This is a genomic window from Streptomyces melanogenes, assembly GCF_014649795.1.
Classification (GTDB): domain Bacteria; phylum Actinomycetota; class Actinomycetes; order Streptomycetales; family Streptomycetaceae; genus Streptomyces; species Streptomyces noboritoensis.
This window is the reverse complement of record NZ_BMTS01000010.1, coordinates 202556-226445: the sequence shown is the minus strand read 5'-3', so window position 1 is coordinate 226445 and position 23890 is coordinate 202556. Positions and strand designations below refer to the sequence as shown.

At 69.0% G+C, this 23890-nt stretch carries 13 protein-coding genes and 1 pseudogene; 7 read left to right on the top strand and 7 right to left on the bottom strand.

The genetic code is table 11. From position 1 onward, the window contains the following. Nucleotides 1-201: 201 nt before the first annotated feature. From IE252_RS22750 to IE252_RS22730, 5 genes and pseudogenes are all read left to right on the top strand, one after another. On the top strand, nucleotides 202-3837 hold the full coding sequence (locus IE252_RS22750; protein WP_229848734.1) for a LamG domain-containing protein: 3636 nt from the start codon (nucleotides 202-204) through the stop codon (nucleotides 3835-3837). A 288-nt stretch (nucleotides 3838-4125) separates the two neighbouring features. Next, complete coding sequence (locus IE252_RS22745) at nucleotides 4126-10500, top strand: RHS repeat-associated core domain-containing protein (RefSeq protein WP_229848732.1); 6375 nt, start codon at nucleotides 4126-4128, stop codon at nucleotides 10498-10500. A gap of 83 nt (nucleotides 10501-10583) precedes the next feature. Further along, nucleotides 10584-11033, top strand: a complete 450-nt coding sequence (locus IE252_RS22740; protein ID WP_190091289.1) for a hypothetical protein — start codon at nucleotides 10584-10586, stop codon at nucleotides 11031-11033. A gap of 1189 nt (nucleotides 11034-12222) precedes the next feature. Beyond that, nucleotides 12223-12924: pseudogene (locus IE252_RS22735) on the top strand (FUSC family protein); the annotation flags it as partial. Between the two features lie 120 nt (nucleotides 12925-13044). Then, a complete protein-coding gene (locus IE252_RS22730) occupies nucleotides 13045-14088 on the top strand; it encodes a lactonase family protein (protein ID WP_190091288.1) in 1044 nt (347 codons plus the stop codon). A gap of 81 nt (nucleotides 14089-14169) precedes the next feature. On the opposite strand, the gene IE252_RS22725 is transcribed toward IE252_RS22730, so the two are convergent. The 4 genes from IE252_RS22725 to IE252_RS22710 all read right to left on the bottom strand — a co-directional run bounded on the left by IE252_RS22725 (nucleotide 14170) and on the right by IE252_RS22710 (nucleotide 17999). After that, nucleotides 14170-15096, bottom strand: coding sequence for a sirohydrochlorin chelatase (locus tag IE252_RS22725; RefSeq protein WP_190091287.1), 927 nt, complete (start codon nucleotides 15094-15096; stop codon nucleotides 14170-14172). 95 nt (nucleotides 15097-15191) lie between these two features. Continuing rightward, complete coding sequence (locus tag IE252_RS22720) at nucleotides 15192-16226, bottom strand: N-acetylglucosamine kinase (RefSeq protein ID WP_229848730.1); 1035 nt, start codon at nucleotides 16224-16226, stop codon at nucleotides 15192-15194. After that, nucleotides 16223-16900: a uracil-DNA glycosylase gene (locus tag IE252_RS22715; RefSeq protein WP_101392222.1), complete on the bottom strand. Its 678-nt coding sequence runs from the start codon at nucleotides 16898-16900 to the stop codon at nucleotides 16223-16225. Before IE252_RS22715 ends, IE252_RS22720 begins: the two co-directional genes overlap by 4 nt. 10 nt (nucleotides 16901-16910) lie before the next feature. Continuing rightward, complete coding sequence (locus tag IE252_RS22710) at nucleotides 16911-17999, bottom strand: WD40/YVTN/BNR-like repeat-containing protein (RefSeq protein WP_190091286.1); 1089 nt, start codon at nucleotides 17997-17999, stop codon at nucleotides 16911-16913. Between the two features lie 200 nt (nucleotides 18000-18199). Between IE252_RS22710 and IE252_RS22705 the strand changes: the two genes are divergently transcribed. Continuing rightward, complete coding sequence (locus tag IE252_RS22705; RefSeq protein ID WP_190091285.1) at nucleotides 18200-20095, top strand: neutral/alkaline non-lysosomal ceramidase N-terminal domain-containing protein; 1896 nt, start codon at nucleotides 18200-18202, stop codon at nucleotides 20093-20095. An 18-nt stretch (nucleotides 20096-20113) separates the two neighbouring features. Here IE252_RS22705 and IE252_RS22700 read toward each other — a convergent pair whose 3' ends face one another. Further along, nucleotides 20114-21205, bottom strand: coding sequence for an NADH:flavin oxidoreductase/NADH oxidase (locus IE252_RS22700; RefSeq protein ID WP_268248421.1), 1092 nt, complete (start codon nucleotides 21203-21205; stop codon nucleotides 20114-20116). 117 nt (nucleotides 21206-21322) lie between these two features. On the opposite strand from IE252_RS22700, the gene IE252_RS22695 reads away from it, so the two are divergent. Further along, entirely contained in the window at nucleotides 21323-21670 is a 348-nt protein-coding gene (locus tag IE252_RS22695; RefSeq protein ID WP_190091283.1) for an ArsR/SmtB family transcription factor, read from the top strand. Between the two features lie 7 nt (nucleotides 21671-21677). Here the strand turns inward: IE252_RS22695 and IE252_RS22690 are convergent, their stop codons facing one another. Both IE252_RS22690 and IE252_RS22685 read right to left on the bottom strand, forming a co-directional pair. Further along, on the bottom strand, nucleotides 21678-23045 hold the full coding sequence (locus IE252_RS22690) for an FAD-dependent oxidoreductase (protein WP_190091282.1): 1368 nt from the start codon (nucleotides 23043-23045) through the stop codon (nucleotides 21678-21680). Nucleotides 23046-23114: 69 nt separating this feature from the next. Beyond that, nucleotides 23115-23732: a TetR/AcrR family transcriptional regulator gene (locus tag IE252_RS22685; RefSeq protein ID WP_190091281.1), complete on the bottom strand. Its 618-nt coding sequence runs from the start codon at nucleotides 23730-23732 to the stop codon at nucleotides 23115-23117. Nucleotides 23733-23890 lie beyond the last annotated feature (158 nt).

Sequence of the window (23890 nt, the reverse complement as noted above, 5' to 3'; positions counted from 1 at the left end):
CACGTAGCGCGTATCTGGGTGGCTCGGATCCATGTTGACCTAAGTACGGCATGAAGCTTAACTGCATACGCAGTTAAGAATTTCATGAGATTTAGGGGTGGGTTCGTGGGGTTGGGGTGGCTGCGTCCTGCACGCAGCACGAAGAAGAGAAGATCGCTTGGAGTTGTATCGGGAACGGCCGCAGCTGCCGCGCTGGCCTCTGTGTCAGTCCTCACGCTGCCCGCCGCCGCAGACAACGCTCGGGGGCTGGACGCTCCGCAGGCGACTACGGGTGAACGGGGCGCAGCTTCCGATGAACCCGTTGAGGTGGTGTCCGAACGCACGGCGTACTCCACTACGTTTGCGAATCCGGACGGCACGTTCACGCTGAAGCAGTCGGCGATTCCTCAGCGAGTGCGCGACAAGGGCGGGGCGTGGCGAGACATCGACACCACGCTGGAGCGTAGAGCCGATGGCTCCATTGCTCCCAAGGCTGCAGTAGTCGACCTGTCGTTCTCAGGGGGAGGCAGCGGGAAAGGATTGATCCATCTCGGCAGCAAGCAGGGTTCGCTGTCGTTCAACTGGGTGAACTCGTTGCCGAAGCCAGCGCTGGACGGCCCGACGGCCACATATCCCGAAGTGCTCAAAGGGGTGGATCTGCAGCTGACGGCAACGCCCGAGGGCTATCGAGAGGTGCTGGTCGTCAAGACCGCCGAGGCCGCTGCGAATCCAGCGTTGAACCAGGTCGCAATGTCCGTGAGTGGTGACGGCCTGACAGTTGCGCCGGGTGCCGGCGGGGGTCTACGTGCGGTTGACGAAGACGGCAATAGCGTTTTCGGCGGGCCGGCCGGGTTGATCTGGGACTCGGCGGGCGAAAGCAAGCCGGCCGCGCGGCAGTTGGTGCGCGCTGCGGTAGCCGGTGCAGTCGAGCCGGGCACAGACAGTCTTCCGGAGTCAGCTCATCCGGACGATGGCGACGCGAGCGCTGTGATGCCGGTTCAGATCCAGGGCAATAGCGTTTCGGTCAAGCCCGATTTGGCCCTGTTGAGGGGGAAGGAGACGGTGTACCCGGTCTACATCGACCCTTCTGTGGGAGCTCAGCTGACCGAGCGAACGGTGCTCTCGTCAGACGGGGACCGCTTCTACAACTTCGACGGCGACTCCTACGGGGTGGGACACTGCAGTCGTTCCGGTCCGTACTACTGCACTGTTGGCGCCAATTACACCAACCGCATGTACTTCCAGTTCGCCCCGGGCAGTCTCATCGGCAAGTACGTTCTGAACGCTTCGTTCCGGGCATATGAGACATGGTCGTTCGACTGTAATCCGCACTGGCTTGAACTGTGGCGCACCGACAACATCTCGGAAGGTTCGCGCTGGCCCGGTCCTGCGGCCAGGGACATGATGGGCGACCGCAATGTTTCTGCGGGGCGTGGCGACAACTGCAGTCCGGCGCAGCCAGATTCGTGGGTCGAGTTCAGCGACAATCCAGCGGAGTCGAACGAGAATCTGACGCCTACCGTGCGCTCGTTCGCGGAGGGACGGTTCTCCAAGCTCACGTTCATGTTGCGTGCCGCCGACGAGGGCGATGCGTCCGCATGGAAGCGGTTCACCAAGAGCGCCACACTTCAGGTGACCTATGCGGTCAATCCGGGGTTTCCCACACGCTTCGGAGTCATTCCGGGGGACGGCACGACTGTCTATTGCTCTACCAACCCGCTGAACCCCACTGTTGTGACGCGCACCGACCCGCTGGTGCAGGCAGCTGTCGAGGCGAACACCCAACCGGCATCCGGTGAGTCCCGTGGCTCGCTGCGCGGTCACATGGTGGTTGAGCGGCCGGATGGCAAGGGGGGTTGGACGTATCACTGGAGTGTCTACACGCCCGATTCGGGTTACGACGCCGACGGGACAGTGCGATCGAAACGGACGGTTTCGCTGACGGACGGCGTGACCTATCGGATGCGGGCGCGGACGCTTTCGTACTACTTCCCCGACAGTCGGACCGAGTACCTTCCGGGGTCGTTCACACCCAACTGCTACTTCAGAATCGACGCGACCGCACCCAAGGCTCCACGGATCACCCTTGGAGAGCACAGCGAGTACACGCAGTGCGGCGAGGTGTGCGAAGGAAAGGGCCGCCCCGGGCAAGCCGGTGAATTCATGCTGGCCCCGAACGCCGCTGACAAGGACATCAAGGGCTACCGGTGGCGACTGCTCTCCGAAAGGTCGGCCCACGAAGAGTCCGGTTCAAGCGTCACGATCCAACCGGTACCGACACTCTCCGGCACGCAGGTGCTCACAGTGGAGGCCAAAGACGTGCGCGACCGGTGGGGAACACCGTCAGAGTTCGCATTCAAGGTGGCACCCACTCCAGGGCCAGTAGGTCGGTGGTCCTTCGCGGACGGTATCCCGGGTTCGACCATCACAACCGCCGTCGATAGTGCGACGGAAGGCATCCGGCACCCTGCCACCTTGCACCCCAATGCGGGCAACACAGCGGCGACCTGGTCCGTGATGGGCAGACGCGGGACAGACGACTACTCGCTGCGCCTCAACGACGATGTGACCGATCCGGCCAAGCAGACTGGATACGCCGCAACGGACGCGCCAGTCCTCAATACGAAAAGCTCCTTCACCGTCTCGGCATGGGCGTTTCTGACCGACGCCTCCAAGACATCAGTGGTGGTCTCCGCTCCGGGCAACTACGGCTCGGCGTTCCATCTCTACTACTCGGCGGGGCTGAAGCGTTGGGCTTTCAATCGGATAGCCGCCGACGCCCCCAACATCGACTACGTCCGCGCGCTGGGGAACACGGAGAACCCACCGATCAACGTATGGACTCATTTGGCGGGCGTCTTCGATGACAAGGGTGATACCGACCCGAAGAACGACACCATCCAACTGTTCGTCAACGGGCGTCCGCAAGGCAACCCTGTCAATCTCTACCAAGCGAACCCCGCCTACACTCCGACGGTTTCCACAGAAGGAACGCTCTTTGGCCGCTCGAAGCTCGGGGAATACTTCACCGGTCGAATCGATGAGGTCGCTGCCTGGCAGACGGCCCTGACGCCGGACGCGGTTCGGGGGGACAGCGCCCTGGCCCAGGAAGGCGTGCCCTTGACCGAACTCGTCGGCTATTGGGACGCAGGCAGTGCGGTGTCGGGCAAAGTGCCGCAGAAGGCCCCGTATCCCGCAGGGGGAATGGCGCTTTCTGCTACAGGGACAGCAACCGATCCAGATGAGCCCGCCGTATCGCTGGACGGTCAGGCAGGTTTCCTCTCCACCTCCGGTCCCGTCGTGGATGAGACGGGCTCCTTCACCGTGACTGCCAAGGTGAAGCTGGACAAGGCGAAGCTCGATTCCAAGCCGCTCGGGTACCGGGCTCAGGTCTTCGGCCAAGCTGCCGCGACCGGCAGCGAGTCGTCCTGGTCCCTGTGGGTCGAGAAGATCGACCCGGACAAGGACGGTGTAGCAAGCTACCTTTGGCGCTTCGGCCGCACCGCGACCGATGCCAATGGCAAGGTGATCGGAACGGCTTCCGTACCTTCGGAGAACGAAGCGGTGCTGGACACGTGGGTGCAAGTCACCGGTGTTTTCGACGGCACTGAGGAATCCGAGGCCGGGTTCGGCAAGACCCATCTGTACATAGGGGCCACTGACCAAGCGGCGGATGGCCAGTCTGCTTTTGCCATCCCCGGCCAGGGCAACGGCGTGCTGGCCTCCGGCCGTGGCTCTGCTGGTGGCACCAGCGGTTACTACCTGCCCGGCAAGGTCGGCGAACTGCGCGTCTGGACTGGCGCGATGAGCGCGGAGCAGGTCAATACGAAGGTCCTGGGAACTCCGGGCGCCGAATAGTCCTCACGCCGGGGCGGTCGCACTTCGCATGTAGCCGCCCCGGCGATGTCTGGCGCGCACAGACGCGCCCCTGCAACACCTTCATCACGTATGCCCCAAGCCCAGCCGAGGGCATCGTCACGCATGCCGCGACAGGCGGCACCACCGAAACGGATGCAGATGAACCGGTTCACGCCGGCCGTCGGAAGAATCGGCCGGAACAGATCACGCACCAGAGAATGGCAGGTGCGACACATAGCAGCCATCGCGGGATTCGCGATGCTTCCGGGGCTTATGACCCCAGCGGCGATGGCTGTCGACGCGGACCCGCTCGGCAGGCCGATGCTCGGGGCCCCGCACTCGGACAAGGTCTCGCCGTTCGCCGCGAAGGTGAACAAGGAGACCGAGGCTGTCATGAAGAAAGCCGAGGCCGCCGACCGCGAGGACGCGGCTCGCGCCAGGGCGGAGCAGGGCAGGACGGTGACCTGGCCGACGGCGGGGAGCGTCACGCTGACCAGCGGCGGGAAGGCCACCGCCACTCCGGGATCACTCCTGCTCACGCTCACCCGGCCCGGCGCTACCAAGCGACAGCAGGTGGCGGCCGAGGCTGTCGGGGTAAGGGTCCTCGATCAGCAGCAGGCAGCTGGGCTGGGGGTGAACGGCGTTGTGCTGTCCGTTCAGGGCCCGCCCACTGGAGGCAACGCCGAACTGGGCATCGACTACGGCAAGTTCGCCTCGGCTTACGGTGGTGACTGGGCGGGCCGTCTCCAGGTGGTCCGGCTGCCGGACTGCGCGCTCACCTCGCCGTCCGAGGCCAAGTGCCGCACCCGCACCCCGCTGGAGTCCACCAACCACCGGGGCAGCAACCGCCTCGACGCCAAGCTGACCTTCAACTCGACGCCCGCCAAGGCGAAGGGCGTCGCGGCTGCGTCCGGGCAGACGATGGTGCTGGCGCTGACGGCCGGGACCAAGTCCGGGTCGGGTGACTACAAGGCGACCCCGCTCGCGGCCTCGTCCACGTGGGAGGCGGGCGGCTCGTCCGGCACCTTCACCTGGTCGTACCCGCTCAGGGTCCCGCCGGCGGCGGCCGGCCCGAAGCCCGATCTGAAGATCTCCTACGACTCGGGCAGCGTGGACGGGCGTACCGCCTCGACCAACAACCAGGGCACGGCCATCGGCGAAGGCTTTGACCTCACCTCCTCCTACATTGAGCGCAAGTACGGCTCCTGCGACGACGACGGGCAGAGCGACAAGTTCGATCTGTGCTGGAAGTACGACAACGCCTCGCTCGTCCTGAACGGCAAGGCCACCGAACTGGTCAAGGACGACACGAGCGGCAAGTGGCGGCTCAAGGACGACGACGCCTCCGCTGTCACCCGCTCGACCGGTGCTGCGAACGGCGACGACGACGGCGAGTACTGGACGGTCGTCACCGGTGAGGGCACCAAGTACGTCTTCGGCCTGAGCAAGCTCGACGGTGCCACCGACGAGCGCACCAACTCGACCTGGACGGTTCCGGTCTTCGGCGACGACAAGGACGAGCCGGGCTACGCGGACGGCTCCGCTTTCGCCGATCGCTGGAAGCGGCAGGCATGGCGGTGGAACCTCGACTACGTCGAGGACACCCACGGCAACGCCATGTCGTACTGGTACACCGCCGAGACCAACAACTACGACCTGCTCGGCGACGACACCACCGGCAACCGCTACATCCGCGGCGGCTACCTCAACGAAATCCGCTACGGCCAGCGCGCCGGCTCTCTCTTCAAGGGCGCCGGAGGACCCGCCGCCTCCGACAAGGTCGTCTTCAGCTACGCCGAGCGCTGCCTGGCCTCCGGCACGGGCTGCGACGAGCTGACCAAGGACAACCGGGACAACTGGCCCGACGTCCCCTTCGACGCCGTCTGCAAGGACGACGGCAAGTGCACCGGCAACGCGGGCCCGACGTTCTTCACCCGCAAGCGGATGACGGCCATCACCGCCTACGCCTGGAACCAGGCCGCCACAACGCCCGACTACGCCAAGGTCGACTCCTGGTCCCTGACCCAGCGCTACCTCGACCCGGGCGACACCGGCGACGCCACCGACCAGTCACTCTGGCTGGACCAGATCCGACACACCGGCCAGCACGGCACAGACATTGCCCTCGACCCGGTGAAGTTCGGCCACGAGTACTACCCCAACCGCGTCGACGGCACCACCGACGACATCCTTCCCCTCAACAAGCCGCGCCTGCGCACCATCACCTCCGAGGCGGGCGCCCAGACCACCGTCAGCTACCTGCCCGCCGACTGCACCGCAGGGCAGACCAAGCCGAAGCTGGATTCGAACACCAAGCGCTGCTACCCGGTCTACTGGTCACCCAACGGTGGCAAGGACCCCATCCTGGACTGGTTTCAGAAGTACCCCGTCCAGGCCGTCACCACGACCGATCCGCACGGCGGCAGCGAGCCCGTCGAGCACAGCTACAGCTACTCCGGCGGCGGTGCCTGGCACTACAACGACGACCCGCTGACCAAGGAGAAGGAGCGCACCTGGTCGATCTGGCGCGGCTTCGGCCAGGTCACCCACCTCACCGGCGCCTCCGACCACACCCAGTCCAAAACCGTCACCGCTTACCTCCGAGGCATGAACGGCGACCGCGTCCTGGGCACAGACGGCAAAACCATCGACCCGGACAAGAGGAAGTCCGTGAGCGTCACCGGCATCAAGGCCGAGGCGATCGCCGACGACGACCAGTACGCCGGGTTTGCACGGGAGACCGTCACCTACAACGGGGCGCAAGAGGTCGGCGGCCAGATCAACGACCCCTGGTCCAAGCGCACCGCCACCCAGCACAAGTCCTACGCCGACATCGAGGCGTACTACGTCCGCACCGGCGCCACCCATGCCCGCACCAACATCACCAGCAGCGGCACCCCCAAGGACCGCGTCCGCACCACGGTGACCCACTACGACGACTACGGCATGTCCTACATGGCCGAGGACCAGGGCGACGACGCCGTCACCGGCGACGAGAAATGCACCCGCACCTGGTACGCACGCAACGACGACCTCGGCATCAACTCTCTCGTCTCTCGCTCCCGTACCTTCGCCACCCGCTGCGGCATCCCGGAGACCCGCGCCGACCTGCCCACCGACCCCAGCCGCCCAGGCGACGTCATCTCCGACACCGCCACCGCCTACGACGACGCCACCACCTGGACCGAGACGCAGAAGCCCACCAAGGGCGAGGCGAAGTGGACCGGACGCGCCAAGGGATACGGCGCGGACACCCAGCCCAGCTGGCAGAAGGTCACCACCAGCGACTACGACACGCTCGGCCGCGTCACAGCGGTCTACGACACCAACGGTCTGAAGAACGCCGCGACCGCCTACGTCCCGGCGGCAGCTGGCCCGCTCACGTCATCGGCTGTCTCCAACGCCAAGGGGCATACGGTGACGACCGCCGTGGACTTTGCCACCGGTGCGCCGACGAAGGTGACCGACCCGAATGGCAAGGTCACCGAATCCGAGTACGACGGCCTCGGTCGGATCGCCAAGGTGTGGCTGGCCAACCGCCCCCGCTCGCTAGGCAAGACACCCAACTACGTCTACGAGTACAGCGTCACCGCAGCCGATCTGCCCTGGGTATCTACCGCAACCCTGAAGGGCGACGCTTCTGGCTACAACACCACGTACGAGATCTACGACGCACAACTGCGCCCCCGGCAGGTCCAGACACCATCGCCCGTGAGCGGCCGAGTCATCTCGCAGACCCTGTACGACGACCGGGGACTCGCTGTTTCGGCTCAGTCGGACATCTGGGATGCAAAGAACGCACCGAACTCAACGTTGGTGGCAACCGACGGCGGTCAGGCTCCGGTGGAGACAGACACCACGTACGACGGCGCGAACCGAGTCATCAATGCGGTCACGAAGAACCACAACATCACTCGCTGGATAACCAAGACGAATTACAGCGGTGACACGGTTACGACCACTGTTCCCAAGGGCGGTCAGGCGACAGCCGTGGTCACCAATGCACTTGGTCAGACGGTCGAGAGGCGTGAATACTCTGGATCGGAGGCATCAGGCGCGTCGTACACCACTACAGCCTTTACATATACCCCGGGCGGAAACCAGGCGACCATTACTGGTCCGGACAAGTCCAGATGGTCATACGATTACGACCTGTATGGGCGTCAGACCAGTTCCACCGACCCGGACAAGGGTAAGAGCAGCACTTCCTACAACGAATTGAACCAGGCGGTCAACACCACCGACGCCCGGGGTAAGACACTGCTCACCGAGTACGACTCCCTCGGCCGTAAAACGGGCCTTTGGGACGGCACCAAGACGGACGCCACCAAGCTGGCTGCTTGGACCTTCGACGCCCTGGCCAAGGGGCAGGGGGACACTTCCGAGCGCTACGAGAACGGAATTAACCAGGCCACCAGCAAGAGCTACGTTCAGAGGGCCACCGGTTACGACAACCTGTACAAGGTCACGGGCAACTCGCTGACCCTGCCCGACAGCGACCCTCTTGTGGCTGCGGGTGTGCCCAAGATGTTGGCGTTCAGTACGGTCTACAACCTGGACGGCACCGTCAAGCAGTCCGGCAGCCCGGCGGTTGCCGGTCTTGCATCCGAGGTCGTCTCCTACACGTACGGGAATTTGGGCCAGCGGCTCACCTCCAAGGGGACAACCGGCTACCTCCAGGGAGCGCTCTACTCTCCTCTCGGTGACCTCCGCCAGCTGACCCTCGGCACTGACCCGACAGCGCCCAAGAGGGCCTACCTGACCTATGACTACGAGGATGGCACCCGCCGCCTGGCGCACTCGTACGTCACTGACGACGTCCACAGCTATAAGCCGCAGGATCTGACCTTTACTCAAGACGACGCGGGTAACGTGACGTCGATCTTTGATAGTTCCGCCCAGGGGGGTACGGGCAAGGCAGACAATCAGTGCTTTGCTTACGACGGGCAGCGCCGCCTCGTCGAAGCCTGGACCCCCAAGACGGCCGACTGCGTGACCGGTGGCCGGACTGCCACCAATATCGACGGTGCGGCTCCCTACTGGACCAGCTACACGTATAACGATGCGGGCCAGCGCAAGACAGAGACACAGCACGCGACGGCAGGCGAAACGACAACGGCGTATGAATACGGCACCGCGGCAAGCCAGCCGCACCCGCTGAGCCGGACGACGTCCGGAAGCAAGACCAGCACGTACGCCTACGACAAGACGGGCAACACCACCAGCCGCCCCGGAGTCCAAGGCCAGCAGTCCCTGTCGTGGGACAGCGAAGGAAACCTCACCTCGACATCTGAACCAGCTGCAGGTAACAAACCCGCCCTAGCAAATAGCTACCTCTACGACGCGAACGGCGCCTTGCTCATTCGCCGGGCCACGGGCGGTGATGGTGAGACCGTCCTCTACCTCGGCTCGACTGAAGTCCGCCTCACCGTCAAGGGGAGCGCAAAGAGTCTAGCCGCCACGCGCTCTTACACCGCCGGCGAACAGGTGATCGCGGTGCGCACCGTCAACGCCGCAACCGGTGTCACCAAGCTCAGCTTCCTCGCTTCCGACCACCACGGCACGGGCACGCTCGCGCTCGACGCCACCACCTTGGCAGTGACGAAGCGCTATACCGCCCCCTTCGGCGGTGCCCGTGGCCCGGCCTCCAGCGCATGGCCCGATGACAAAACATTCCTGGGTAAAAGCTCTGATCAGTCAACAGGGCTAACTCACATCGGCGCCCGCGAGTACGATACGAACACCGGCCAATTCATTAGTGTGGATCCTGCGCTGGAACTCAACAAACATCAATCCCTTAGCGGATACGCGTACGCGGAGAACAACCCGGCCACTTTGTCTGACCCGAGTGGGCAGGGGTCATTCTCCTGTCAGATGGGGGTCTCCTGCGGCGAACAGGCGACGTTCATCGAGTCGCACAATGCCCCTGACCTTCCATCGGGTGGCACCTGGGAATCGACATACTCTGATTTCCCCAAGAGGAATGACCCACCCTTCCTGAAGGCTTTTGCCCCCATGGTCGACTCCCCGTACCTGAATACGGGCAGCCTTCGTGAAATCTTGTCGCGGCCAGTTTTCGGCATTATCGACGAGGGTGATTATAATGGGTGGGAGACTTCGCGTGGACTGTTCCTTGGGTGGCTGTGGGGTGGCGGGTATCCGCTCGGGTCGACCCAGACATTCAGGGGCGGTGACAAGTTCACTGAAGTTCTCGCCGGGGATGAGACGATCACTAAAATGAGGTGGAAGCTCCTTCTGCAGGCTGTAGCCCACGGCATGGATGCCGAGGGGGCCAAGAAAGACATCGCATTCTCTCACCAGGATAAAGGCCCCGAGCCTGGATCGCCTTGGTATAAAGCCAACAGCATCCGAGGCGCTGTCAGCGACGTGGCGGGTGTCCTAACCAATGGAAAACTGGGAACCAGCAACTATGCGGATGCGTTCCTTGGAACCTATTCCGGCACGGCGCGGATCAAGTCGGTCGACCCGAAGAACGGCACAGTACGGATTAAATTCACTGCAACGAATTTGTCTGACTGGAATTCGGCGACGCATGTGATCCCGAGAAGTTGGAATCCTTTGTTCGAGAAACAGCACGGCCAGGCTGTCACGGAGAATTTCTCCTGGGAGGAGAATCTCCCGCTTGACTGTCGGGTGGAGTAGGGTCCACCTGAATGTACATTCTGGGGAGTGGTAGAATCCTCTACCACTCCCCAGAACGCCCTGGAATTATCTTGGAGGTACGTGTGAGGTTTGAGCGTCGCATTTTTGTATCCGCAGGCGTGCTTTTGGCTGCGGCTAGCCTGGCCGCATGTGGGGGCGGCCAGAGAGAGAAATCGACCACGGCGGACTACGTGAATGTCCTGGGTAGCTGGGTTTCGAAGAGTGGAGGTGAAATATCTTTCAAGAAGAACGGAACCTTCGAGGCGAAGTCGCTGATGATCGACTCCCAGCTCTTCACTGCCTGCCCGTCGGGAGCGACTACAGGGACTTGGGGGTTTTTCAAGTCTGATGGGGACATGGATTATGTCTCCGCCGATGCTAAGTCAGGTAAAACGATAGGCCTGACCTTCGATAAGGTTCCGCAAGGGCAATGTGGCGTGCGGGTGAATTTTGTCAAGGACGGCTCTGTGTTCTGCCTTAGTGACGACCCGGAAGTCTTGTGTAGCACGAAAGAGCGCTTCACCAAGAGGTGAACCTGACATTTTCTGTGAGATTGCTTAAGGTCTGTGGGATGGATTCGGCGGTACACAGTGAGGAGCGCCGTAATAGTTAAAAGCGGTTTTCCCTCCGCAAGTTAGCCCTGAGATACCTCTGCCCTGTGAGACCGTAGTGAGAGCCTATGTGGGCCTGTGGCTGTATCCTCATGAAGCTTGGCACAGTTCAGTCCGTAAACGAGGCTCCCCGCTGATGGGCGGCTCCCGCACGTCGCCAGTTGGCCGGTGCGCTTCAGAGTCCTAAAGGACTGCCGCGCCGGGTGGGCGGAGCGTCATCTGGCGTCGACATGGTTTAGCTCGACGCCGTGCACGCAGGTGCGCGGTCGGTCAGCTCCAGGGTGCTCAGGTACCCGCCGGAAGGTCCAGCCAAGGAACGCCTCGTCGTGCTGGTCGGCTCGGCCGCGAGCCAGCGGTCCAGGGTGATCTCGCGCTTCATGCGGGCGCCGTGCACGAGGGCCGCGAGCAGGTGGCGGTGCGCGAGCCGTGCCGGGACTTGCCGTCCACTGTCAGCGCCCGCAGTCCGGCGCCCGGTTCGAGTTGGCCCGCCAGCCAGCCGCCAAAGGCCAGAGTGAACGCCCAGTGTGTGAGCCGGTGTGGGGGCACGCTGCGACCTAATAGGAGGGCCCGGGCCCGAATTCCGATTAGCTGTTCGTGGCCTCAGCTGATCGCACGATCCCGGTCTTCGGAGAGAGCTGTACGGCTCGCGTGTCGAGGAGAGGGTGGGCGTGCGGGAGGCTCGGGCACGATCATGAATGACCTGTCCCAGGCGGTCGATGCTCACTCTGGCGAATGCGGCGGCGGAGCCCTCTGCCTGTGGATAGGGCCTGAGGCCCCGAGCCATGAGGTGGGAGTCATCCGCCGCCGTTCACTGCTCGTGGCAGAACGCGAAGACGGGCCAGACGACCAGGGCCGACCGAACCGCGGAACGAACCTGCCAGGTCATCCGGATCTGCGACTGGCACGATGTTCCCGTGCTGGCTGATCCGGTCTGTCAGTGGGCCGATTGGCGGGCGACGCGGTTTTGGCATGTGTGCCCCAAAGCGCCGCCGCCGAAATATGATCCATTTGCCAACCACGGCCGACCTGCAAGGGGAGTTCCGGCGCAAGGATGCCGAGCCGATGCTGACTTTTTGCTGACCTCGGACGTGTCGCACGGCCCTGACCTGCGGCAACTCCGAATGACAGTTTGATGATGTTCTTCGTCACCGTCATGGCCGGACTCCTCTACGGCCTGCTCGGCGTGCTCCACCCCGGGCTGCTCCTGCTGCGGTTCGAGGAGACCGCGGTGGGCGCCCTCGGCGCGGCGGCGGCCGTCGCGCTCGTCCTGCCGGTCACCACGCACGCGGCGACGAACGCCTGGATCCAGCGCGCGCTGCACTGCGTGCGCGGCTGCACCAGCGCGGCGACCCGACGGCTCGCGGGGGACGAGAGCGCCGACCCCGCGCCGCACGCCGCCGAGCTGGAGCTGCTGCTCGGGCGCGTCCGGCTCGCGCTCGCGCCGCTCGTCCATCCGCTCAGCCCGCTGAAGGGCCGCAGGTCACGGGCCCGGCAGGTGATCGCCCTGCTCGACGACTGCGCCCGCGAGGTGCGTGGCCTGGCCGCCGTGGCCGCCGATCCGGCCGCCTCGCACGACGCCCGGCTGACGGCCGCGTGCGACCGGGTCGAGGCGGCGGTGGAGGCCCTGGTGACCCCGGCGGCGCGCGCGTGCACGGCGACGGCGGCCCCCGCGCCCGCCTTTGAGTCGCACCCGCACCACCACCCGGCGGCCGAGGCGGCCCTGCGCCATCTGCACGCCCTGGAGCACGCGCTGGCCGCCCTGGCCACGCCGCTGCGCACCTCGCCGAGGGCTCCTGCCCTCACGGCAGCCTGACCCGTCCGCGACACGGTCGGCCCCCCACACCCGCCAGTTGGTCTAGACCGCCTGCTACGGTCGCCGCAGTCGGCGCCGGGCCCAGCCCCGGCGCGCAGTCGCGCGGAGAGGGGTAGCACGGTGGCCGAGAGCAGCGCCGGGCGGGCATTCATCGGGTCGTTCACCACGGCGGGCGGGAGGGGCGTGACCGTCGCCGCCGTGGACCCGGCGACCGGCGCGCTCACCCCGCTCGGCGCCACCGACGCGCTGCCCAACCCCTCGTTCCTGGCCCTGTCGCCCGACGCGACCGTGCTGTACGCGGTGGGCGAGAGCGAGCCCGGCACCGCCGCCGCCTTCGACGTCACCGGCGACACCCCGGTCCCGCTCGGCGAGCCCGTCCCGGTGGACGGCGCCGCCCCGACCCACCTCGCCCTCGCCGCCGGCCACCTGGTGACCGCCAACTACACGTCGGGCAGCGTCACCACGCTCCCGCTGCGCCCCGACGGCCGCCCGGGCCCCGCCGCGTACATCCTGAAGCACCACGGCTCGGGCCCCGACCCCAAGCGCCAGAGCGGCCCGCACGCCCACCAGGTGCTGCCCGACCCGAGCGGGCGCTGGCTGGTCAGCGTCGACCTCGGCACCGACTCCGTACGCGTCTGCGCGCTCGACCCGGCGACCGGCGTCCTGCGCCCGCACGGCGAGACCGCGCTGCGCCCCGGCACGGGCCCGCGCCACCTGGCCTTCCACCCCGACGGCCGGCACGCGTACGTCCTGAACGAGCTGGAGCCCACCCTCGTCGTCTGCCGCTGGGACGCCGTCGAGGGCGTCCTGGAGCCGCTGGGGGAGACCCGGGTGATCCACGACGGCGTGACGACCGAGACGTTCCCCTCCGAGGTCGTCGTCGCGCGCGACGGCCGCTTCCTCTGGGTCGCCAACCGGGGCCACGACTCCCTCGCGACGCTCGCGCTCGACCCGGACGGCGAGCACGCGGCCCTGGTGGCCACCGTGGACTGCGGCGGGCGCTGGCCGCGCCATCTGACCCTCGACCCCGCGGGCCGCCGCCTCTACGCGGCCAACGAGCGCTCCGGCGACGTCACCTGGTTCGACCTGTACGAGGAGAGCGGCATCCCGCGCCGGACCGGCTCCGTGCCCGCCCCCGCGGCCTCGTGCGTCGTCTTCGGCTAGGCCGCGCACACGCGAAGGGCCCGCACCGTCATCGGGTGCGGGCCCTTTCGCGTCACGTGTACGCGTGCGAGTACCGGTACGTCAGTGCACCGGGGAGCCCTGCGGCTGCGGCGTGATGCCCAGCGCGGCCGCGTACTGCGACAGCACGAGCTTGCCGATCGCCGGGTAGGCGCCCAGCGGCTCGGCGGCCAGGCAGTCGGCCTCCTTGGCGGCGGCGTCGAGCAGCCCGTCCGCGACCTCGGGGCCGATCAGGTACGGGGCGACCGCGAGCTGCACCGAGCCGGAGCCGCGCAGCTGCTCGGCCATGGCGGCGATGGAGCCCTCTTGGTCGAGCGCGGCGGCCATCACGGGCACCGCGAGGCGGGCGGCCAGCAGCATGCCGGTGATCCCGGCGGCCTGCACGGCCTCCTCGCCGCCGACCGTCGCCAGGATGATGCCGTCGGCGGCGGTGGCGACCGTGAACAGCCGGGCGCGGTCGGCGCGGGCCAGACCGGCCTCGGACAGGCGCACGTGCAGGGCCTCGGCGAGCAGCGGGTGCGGGCCGAGGACGTCGGTCAGCTCGGCGGCGACGCGGCTGTCCATCACGGCCTGGCGCACCCGGCGGATCAGGGCGCTGTCGGGGCCCGCGAGCAGCGGCACGACGACGGCGACGGGGCCGTCGGGGGCGGCCACGTCCTGACCGGCGGCACGGGCCTGCTCGTAGCGGGCGGTGCGCTCGGCGGCGGCGTGCGCGAGCACGGCGTCGAGCGGGGGGAACTCCATGGACGCGGCGTCCGCGTCCAGGTAGCCGATCCGGGCGTCGAGGCCGGGCAGCTCGGAGCGCGCGATGCTGATGACTTCCTCCGCCAGGGCGCGCACGGCGGAGGAGGGAGTGCCGGGAACGGCGAGGACGAGCGCGGGCGCACCCTCGGGAGCGACCACCGGCTCGGGGCGGCGGTGCCGCCCTGGCTGGCGGGGTCGCGGCATTCGTACAGGCAGGCCGTTCGCGGGCCCAGTGGGGGAGCTCATGGCGCCGCATGCTACTGGCTTTGCGGGCGCGGGTGTTCGGGGAGGGTGCAGGTGCGCGGTTTCTGTCCGTATTTATCCCGTGAGTGACATTGTCCTCAACCGTCCCGCTCTGTCGTGACCCACAACATGCGCGGATGGTGCGGCAGTCGCAGCTCCCCGCGGGCCAGCGCGGAGGCGATCAGCAGGGCTCCGGCGAGCGGATCTCCCGCCGCGGGGACCGTCCGCGCGTGCGGCGCCAGGGCCGCCAGCTCCTGCCGTACGGGAGCGAGCAGCGCGTCACCGATGTGGAACAGGCCACCGGTGAGCGCCACTTCGCATTCGCTCACACTTTCGCCCGCGGTTCCATGAGCGCTGTCGCCGCCGTCCGGACCGGTCTCGGGGCACACCGCGGCCGCCGACTCGGCGATGTTCCGGGCCGCTTCCCGCAGGATCGACGCCGCGACCGGGTCGGACGCGGCGCAGCGCGCCACTTCGGGTGCGAACGACGCCAACAGCGCGGGCCGGTCGGTGCGCGGGTACAGCAGCCCGGGCAGCTCCGCCACCGGGCCGAACAGCGCCTCGGCCCGCTCGCGCAGCGCGGCCGAGCCGCCGCGCCGGCCGTCGTGGGCGCGCATCGCCGCCTCCAGCCCCGCGCGGCCGATCCAGGCGCCGCCGCCGCAGTCGCCGAGCAGATGGCCCCAGCCGTCGGCCCGCCGCCAGCGCGTCAGATCCGTGCCGAGCGCGATCATTCCGGTGCCCGCGGCGACCACCGCGCCGGGCCGCTGGCCGAGCGCTCCCGCGTACGCCGTCACGCCGTCGGCGGCCAGCGCCAGGCGCCGCACGTTCAGCGCACCGGCGAGCGCGGCGGGCAGCTTGGCCCGCAGGTCGTCGCCGAGCGAGGCCATCCCGGCGGCGCCCACGGCCACCGCCGCGACCCGGTCCGCGCCGGTCCGGGCCAGCAACTCCATGGCGGCGGGCACCAGGTGGCCGAGGAGGTGCCCGGCGTCGATCCCGGCGGGGCCGGTCCGCACCGGCTCGTCGGACGCCAACACCTCGGCCGGGGAACCCTCTTCGGCCCGGCCGAGCGCGAACCGCACCCCGGAGCCGCCCGAGTCGACCCCGAGCACCCAGGCGTCGGCGCCGGCTGTCACGGCAGGCGCCAGTCGACCGGCTGCGCGCCCTGCCGGACCAGGAGGTCGTTGGCGCGGCTGAACGGCCGCGACCCGAAGAAGCCCCGGTCCGCCGACATCGGCGAGGGGTGCGCGGACTCGATCGCCGGGAGCTCGCCGAGCAGCGGGCGCAGATTGCGGGCGTCGCGCCCCCACAGCACCGAGACCAGCGGGGTCCCGCGCGCGGTCAGCGCGCGGATGGCCTGCTCGGTGACCTCCTCCCAGCCCTTGCCGCGGTGCGCGGCGGGCTTGCGGGGCGCGGTGGTCAGCGCCCTGTTCAGGAGCAGGACGCCCTGCCGCGTCCAGGGCGTCAGGTCCCCGTTGGAGGGCCTGGGCAGCCCCAGGTCGGTGTGCATCTCGCGGAAGATGTTCTCCAGGCTGCCCGGCAGCGGACGCACCTCGGGGGCGACCGAGAAGGAGAGCCCCACGGCGTGCCCCGGCGTCGGATACGGGTCCTGGCCCACGATCAGGACCCGGACGTCCTGGAACGGCTGCTGGAAGGCCCGCAGCACATGCTGTCCGGCCGGGAGGTAGGTGCGCCCCTGCGCGATCTCCTGACGGAGGAAGTCGCCCATCGAGGCGATCCGTCCGGCCACTGGCTCCAGAGCGTCCGCCCACCCGGGCTCGACGATCTCTTTCAACGGTCGTGCTGCCACGGCCGTCACTCTACTGGCGGATCACCGCCGCCCGTACGCACAGGACGTCGGGCAGGTGCGAGGCGAGCAGGCGCCAGGTGTCGCCGTCGTCCGCGCTCGCGTACACCTCGCCGTTGCGGTTTCCGAAGTACACGCCCGCCGGGTCGGCGTCGTCGGTGCACAGGGCGTCGCGCAGCACCGTGCCGTAGTGCGCCTCCGCGGGCAGTCCGGCCGACAGCGGGTCCCAGGTGCGGCCGCCGTCCTCGGTGCGGAAGACCCGGCACTTGTTCTCGGCCGGGACCCGGTCCGAGTCGGCCGTGATCGGGAAGACGTAGGCGGTGTCCGGGCGGCGGGGGTGGGTCGCGGCGGCGAAGCCGAAGGTGGACGGCAGGCCGTCGCCGATGTCCTGCCACCGCTCGCCGCCGTCGTCGCTGCGGTAGACGCCCCAGTGGTTCTGCAGGAACAGCCGGTCGGGGTCGGCCGCGTCCTGCGCGATCTTGTGCACGCACTGGCCGAACTCGGGGTGCTGGTCGGGCAGGAACACCGCCGACACGCCCTTGCTGGCGGGCGCCCAGCTCTCGCCGCCGTCCCGGGTGCGGAAGACCCCGGCCGTGGACACCGCCACGGTCACCGCCCGGGCGTCGCGGGGGTCGGTGACGATGGTGTGCAGACCCTCGCCGCCGCCTCCGGGAACCCACTGCGAGCGCGTCGGGTGCTCCCACAGCGGGCGCACCAGGGCGAAGCTCTCGCCGCCGTCCTCGGAGCGGAAGAGCGCGGCCGGTTCCGTCCCCGCGTAGACCACGTCGGGCGCCTCCGGGCCCGCCGGGTGCAGCTGCCATACTCGCTCCAGCGACCTCCCGGTGAACTCCGGGAACTTCACCGCCGGTTGGGGCGGCTCCACCCAGGTTTCGCCCAGGTCGTCGGAGCGGAAGACGGAGGGTCCCCAGTGCGCGCTGTCCCCGCCGACCAGCAGTCGGGGGACCGCGCGCCGGGTGTCGATCGCGATCGAGTAGACCGCCTGGGCATTGAAGTGCGGGCCGTCGAACCGCCAGTCGCCGCCGTGCCTGCGGCCGATGAACAGTCCCTTGCGCGTCCCCACGGTGAGCAGTACGTCGGTCATCCCGACCCCTCCAAAACGCCGTTGTCCCGGATAGTGGCCAGTCTGCACCCGACCACTGACAGCGGCCCCCGCAGACGGCGTCCGCGCAGGTCGGAGCGCGTGGACGGGCCGCGCGACGCCGTCCGGGAGGTCCGCCGCGCCACCCGGTGGCCCCGCCGGGCCGCCCGGGCCGCATTCACCCGTACGAGAGCGGAGCGACCATGACCGAGGGCGCCACCGGGTTCCTGGCCGGGCGGGGCACGGCCGACATCACCGGGGAGGCCGCCGAGTGCGGCATGCTCGGCTACGGCAAGGCCGACCAGCACACGGCGGGCATCCACACCCGGCAGCGCGCCCGCGCCTTCGCCTTCGCCGACCCGGCGGGGCGCGCCCGGGTGCTCCTGGTGGTGTGCGAGCTGCCGCTGATGGCCGACAGCGTCGTCCGCGAGGTGCTGCGCAGACTGCCCGAGGGGTACGACGCGTCCAACGTCATGCTCACCGCGACCCACACCCACTGCGGCCCCGGCGGCTACTTCCACCACGCGCTGTACAACAGCAACACCGGCGGATTCCGCGAGCGGACCTTCCGGGCGATCACCGACGGCATCACCGAAGCGGCCCTGGCGGCCATCGCGGACCTCGCCCCGACCGTCCTGCGGCTCGCGCACGGCGAGCTGACCGACGCCAGCGTCAACCGCTCCCGACGGGCCTTCGACCGCAACCCCGCCGCCGACCGGGCGCACTTCCCGCGGGCCGTCGACCCGCAGACCACGCTGCTCGCCCTGGAGCGGGACGGCGAACTGGTGGGCGCGGTCAACTGGTTCGCCACCCACAACACCAGCATGACCAACCGCAACCGGCTGATCAGCGCCGACAACAAGGGCTACGCCGCCCACCACTGGGAGCGCCTCGCGGGCGTCGACCACCTCGCCCCCACCGCCCCGGACCTGGTGACCGCGTTCGCCCAGACCAACGCCGGTGACATGTCGCCCAACCTGGGCCTGGCGCCCGGCACCGGCCCGACCGCAGACCAGTTCGAGAACACCAGGATCATCGGCACCCGCCAGTACGAGGCCGCGGCGGCGCTGCGCGGTGAGGAGGTGTCCGGCGCCGTCGACTCACGTACTACGTACGTGCACCTGTCCGCCGTCGAGGTGGGCCCCGAGCACACCGGGGACGGCCGTACGCACCGGACCTCGCCCCCCGTGGGCGGCGCGGCGGCCTTCGCCGGCGCGTGGGTCGACGGCCCCGGCTTCAAGGGCTTCAGGCCCGGCGCCAACCCGCTGTGGGACGCGCTCTCGCGGCGGCTCGTCTACCCGCTGGCGCCCCGGCTGCGCGACGCCCAGTACCCGAAGGCGCTCGTGCTGCCCGCCGGGCCCGTCAACCGCGTCCTGCCCGTGGTCCAGGAGCGCGCGCCCGTACAGCTGCTGCGCATCGGGCCGCTGTATCTGATCGGCATACCCGGCGAGGTGACGATCGTCGCCGGGCTGCGGCTGCGCCGCACCGCCGCGGCCGTCCTCGGAGCGGACCTGAAGGACGTCCTGGTCGCCGGGTACAGCAACGGCTACGTCCACTACGTGACGACGCCCGAGGAGTACGACGCCCAGGAGTACGAGGGCGGCAGCACGCTGTTCGGGCGCTGGGAGCTGCCCGCGCTCTGTCAGACCGTGGCCCACCTCGCCACGGCCCTGCGCGACGGCGTCCCGGTCGAGCGGGGCGTCCCCGAGCCCGCCGTCCCCGTACGCCGCAGACACCGCCACCGGGGCGGGGACGCGCCGCACCCTGGGCGCGCGTTCGGCGACCTGCTCTCGTTCGCCCTGATCGGCCGCCGCGCCACCGCCTCCTTCGTGGCCGCGCACCCCGGCAACGACCTGCGCAGGGGCGGGAGTTATCTGTCCGTGGGGAGGTGGACGGGCGACGGCTGGACGCGGATCGCGGGCGACGGCGACTGGTCGACGCTGTTCCGCTGGGCCCGCTCGGGCGGCTCGACCTCGGTCGCGACCGTCGTCTGGAACGTGCCGCCCGGCACCGCGCCCGGCCGCTACCGCCTCGCGTACCACGGCGACACGGCGAAGGGCCCGTTCACCGGGGTGAGCGGGCCCTTCGAGATCGGCTGAGAGCGGCCGGAGCCGGGCTCAGATCGCCCAGCCGTACGGGTCCGGCACCCGCACCTCGCCGCCCAGCTCACGGGCCGCCTGAAGGGCCCAGGACGGGTTGCGCAGCAGCTCCCGGCCGAGCAGGACCGCGTCCGCCTCGCCGTTGGCCAGGATCTTCTCGGCCTGCGCGGGGTCGGTGATCAGACCGACGGCGGCGACGGGCAGCGGGCTCTCCTTCTTGACCCGGGCCGCGAAGGGAACCTGGTAGCCGGGGCCCGTCGGAATGCGGATCCCCGAGGCGTTGCCGCCGCTCGACGCGTCGAGGACGTCCACGCCGTGCTCCTTGAGCAGCCCGGCGAAGCGCACGGTGTCGTCGACCGTCCAGCCGCCCTCGTCCAGCCAGTCGGTGGCCGAGATCCGGAAGAACAGCGGCAGCTCCTCGGGCCACACCGCCCGTACGGCGTCGGTGACTTCGAGCGCGAACCGCGTGCGGTTCTCGAACGAGCCGCCGTAGGCGTCGGTGCGCTTGTTGGAGTGCGGGGAGAGGAACTCGCCGATCAGATAGCCGTGGGCGCCGTGGAGCTCCACGACCTTGAACCCGGCGTCCCGCGCGCGCCGCGCCGCGTCGGCGAACTGCCCGACGATCTCCTTGATCTGCTCGACCGTCAGCTCGGTCGGTACGGTGTGCCGCTCGCTGAACGGCAGCGGGCTCGGCCCGACCGGCTGCCAGCCCTCTTCCGCGTCCGGGGCGATCGGCGCGCCGCCGCGCCAGGGGCGGTCGGTCGAGGCCTTCCGTCCGGCGTGGGCTATCTGGATGCCGGGCACCGTGCCCCGCTCCTCCAGGAAGCGGACGATCCGGCGGAACGCCTCGACCTGGGTGTCGTTCCAGATGCCGAGGTCGGCCGGGGAGATCCGGCCCTCGGGGGCCACCGCGGTCGCCTCGACGAGGATCAGACCCGTGCCGCCGGCCGCGCGGGCCGCGTAGTGGGCGAAGTGCCAGTCGTGCGCCACGCCCGCGTTCGGCCCGAACGCCTCCGCGCTGTACTGGCACATCGGCGCCATCCAGATCCGGTTCGGAATGGTCAGCGACCGCAGGGTCCAGGGCTCGAACAGGGCACTCGCAGCAGACACGGCAGACTCCGTTTCAGGACGGCCGCGGCGCCACGGGGCGGCGCCGGATCCGCTTCGTACGATACGCATCGTAGTACGGGAGATGTCAAACTACGATGACTCTCGTACAATGAGGGGGTGTCCACAGCAACGAGCAAGCGCGAACTCGACCACCCGGCGCGCGACGAGATCCGCCTGGAGTCGGTGCTGCACGCGCTCTCCGACCCGATCCGGCTGCGGGTGGTGCGCGATCTGGCGGGCACCGAGGGCGAGCTCTCCTGCTCGTACTTCGATCTGCCGGTCACCAAGTCCACGACCACGCACCACTTCCGCGTACTGCGCGAGGCCGGCGTCATCCAGCAGACCTACCGGGGCACCGCCAAGATGAACGGCCTGCGCCGCACGGACCTGGAGGAGCTCTTCCCGGGGCTGCTGGACCGGATCCTGGAGGCGGCGGCCCTGCAAGGGGCGCGGGTCGGCGGCTGAGTCGCGCTCAGTCCTCGCGCGCACCCAGCGCGGCCGTCAGCAGCCCGTCCCAGTCGGCGATCTTCACCGGGCCCCGGCCCAGCGAGCGCCCCAGCTCCGCCTCCGCCGCCTCGATGTCCAGCCAGCCCCGCCACCGGACGGGCCGCAGCCCCGACTCCCGCATGGCGTCCACCGGTTCGCCCTCCACGGGCCGCCGTGCGAGGGCGTCCGCGTCCTGGAGGAGTGAGGTCACCGTCTCCTTGGCGCACGGGCGGTTGGTGCCGATGACGCCCGTCGGGCCGCGCTTGATCCACCCCGCCACGTACTCGCCGGGCGACGGCACGCCGTCGCGCAGGACGCGTCCGGCCGCGTGCGGGACCGTCCCCGTCGCCGGGTCGAACGGCAGGCCCGGGAGCGGCACGCCCAGATAGCCGACCGCCCGCAGCACCAGCTGCGCCTCGATCTCCTCGTACGTGCCGGTGCCGCGCACGCCGCCGGACCCGTCCGGGGCGGTGTGCTCGAACCGGACGCCGCCCACCCGGCCGTCGCGCTCCAGGATCTCCACCGGACGCAGGAAGAACCGCAGCCGCAGCGTGCGCTCCAATGCGCGCGGCTCGCGGTCCGGCGCCGCCCAGCCGCGCAGCACCTCGACGTTGCGGCGCACGGCCGCCGGCAGCCCGGAGGGGTCCGAACAGGCCGGGTCCAGGGCCAGTTCGGCGGCGTCCACCACGGCCTCGGCGCCCGGCAGCGAGCCCAGCTCGCGCAGCTCCTTGGTGGTGAACTTCGCCTGCGAGGGCCCGCGCCGGGCCACCATGTGCACCTCGCGCACCCGGCTCGCCGCAAGCGCCCCGAGCGCCGCGTGCGGCACGTCGGTGGGGCGCAGCTCGTCGGCGCCGCGCGACAGGATGCGGGCCACGTCGACCGCCACGTTGCCCGCGCCGATGACGACGGCCGAGCGGGCGGTGAGCCATTCGAGGGAGAAGCCGCCCGCTCCCGCGTCGGGGTGGGCGCTGTACCAGGAGACGAAGTCGGTGGCCGAGCAGCTGCCCGGCAGGTCCTCGCCGGGAATGCCGAGCCGGCGGTCGGCGGACGCGCCCACGCAGTACACCACCGCGTGGTAGAGCCGCAGCAGCCGCTCCGGAGACACGCCCCCGGGCCCGATCTCGACGTGGCCGAGGAAGTTGATCCGCTCGTCCTCCAGGACGGTGCGCAGGTTGTTCTGGAGCGACTTGATCTTCTCGTGGTCGGGCGCCACCCCGTAGCGCACCAGGCCGTACGGGCAGGGCAGCCGGTCCAGGACGTCGATCCGCAGCCCCGGCACCTCGCTCTGGGCGACCAGGGACTGGGCGGTGTAGACCCCGCTCGGCCCGGAACCTACGACAGCGATGCGCAGCACGAAGGGTGCTCCCTTCCCGCAGGAGGATCCCACCAGGGACTCCAGCATCGCACCGGGGTGCGCGCGGCGTCAGGGGACGGCGAGGGGTTTCCCCTGCGGCGGCGGGTTGCCGAGCTCCCAGTCGAGCCCGAACCGCTGGAACAGCTCGGCCCGCAGCCGGGGCACCTCCATGGGCGCGCCGGGCAGCAGCGCCGCGAAGACCGCGCCCATCAGGAGCGCCCGCAGCATCGGGTAGTCGGCGTCCACGTCCGTCGAGCCGTACCGCTCCATGGTGTCCCTGAGCAGCCAGGAGAGGCGCTGCTGCTCGGGGCACTGCACGAACCCCTCGGCCTGGAGGATCCCGGCCATGTGGGCGCGCATCAGCACGGGGTGGACCTTGGTGAGGCCCAGTATGGCGTCGATGGCCCGGGCCAGCCGCTCCCGGCCGTCGTCGGTACGCGGCTCCTGCTCCAGGCCCGCCTCCAGGGTCAGGTGCATGACCCGGTGGACGGCGGACTGGAGCAGCTGGCGCTTGCCGGGGAAGTAGTACGAGACCAGGCCGCGCGCCGAACCGGCCCGGTCGGCGATGTCGCCGAGGGTCGTCGCCTCGTAGCCGCGCTCCGCCACCAGCTCGACTGTCGCCTGGAGCAGCCGTTCACGGGAACGTCGGCGCAACTCTTCATTGACCGATGCGCTGCGCGGGGACATGCTGTAACTCCTGCGTTGACTGGCTCTGAGCCAATATACTCAGGTCACCGTATGCGGGAACCCCTCCCGGGGGTTCTGGCCTGCGGATTTGCTGCCCTTTCTGGGTGACGCGGGGGATCACCCAGGAGGGGCGGCCCTTCTTTGCCCTGCTCCGGGCC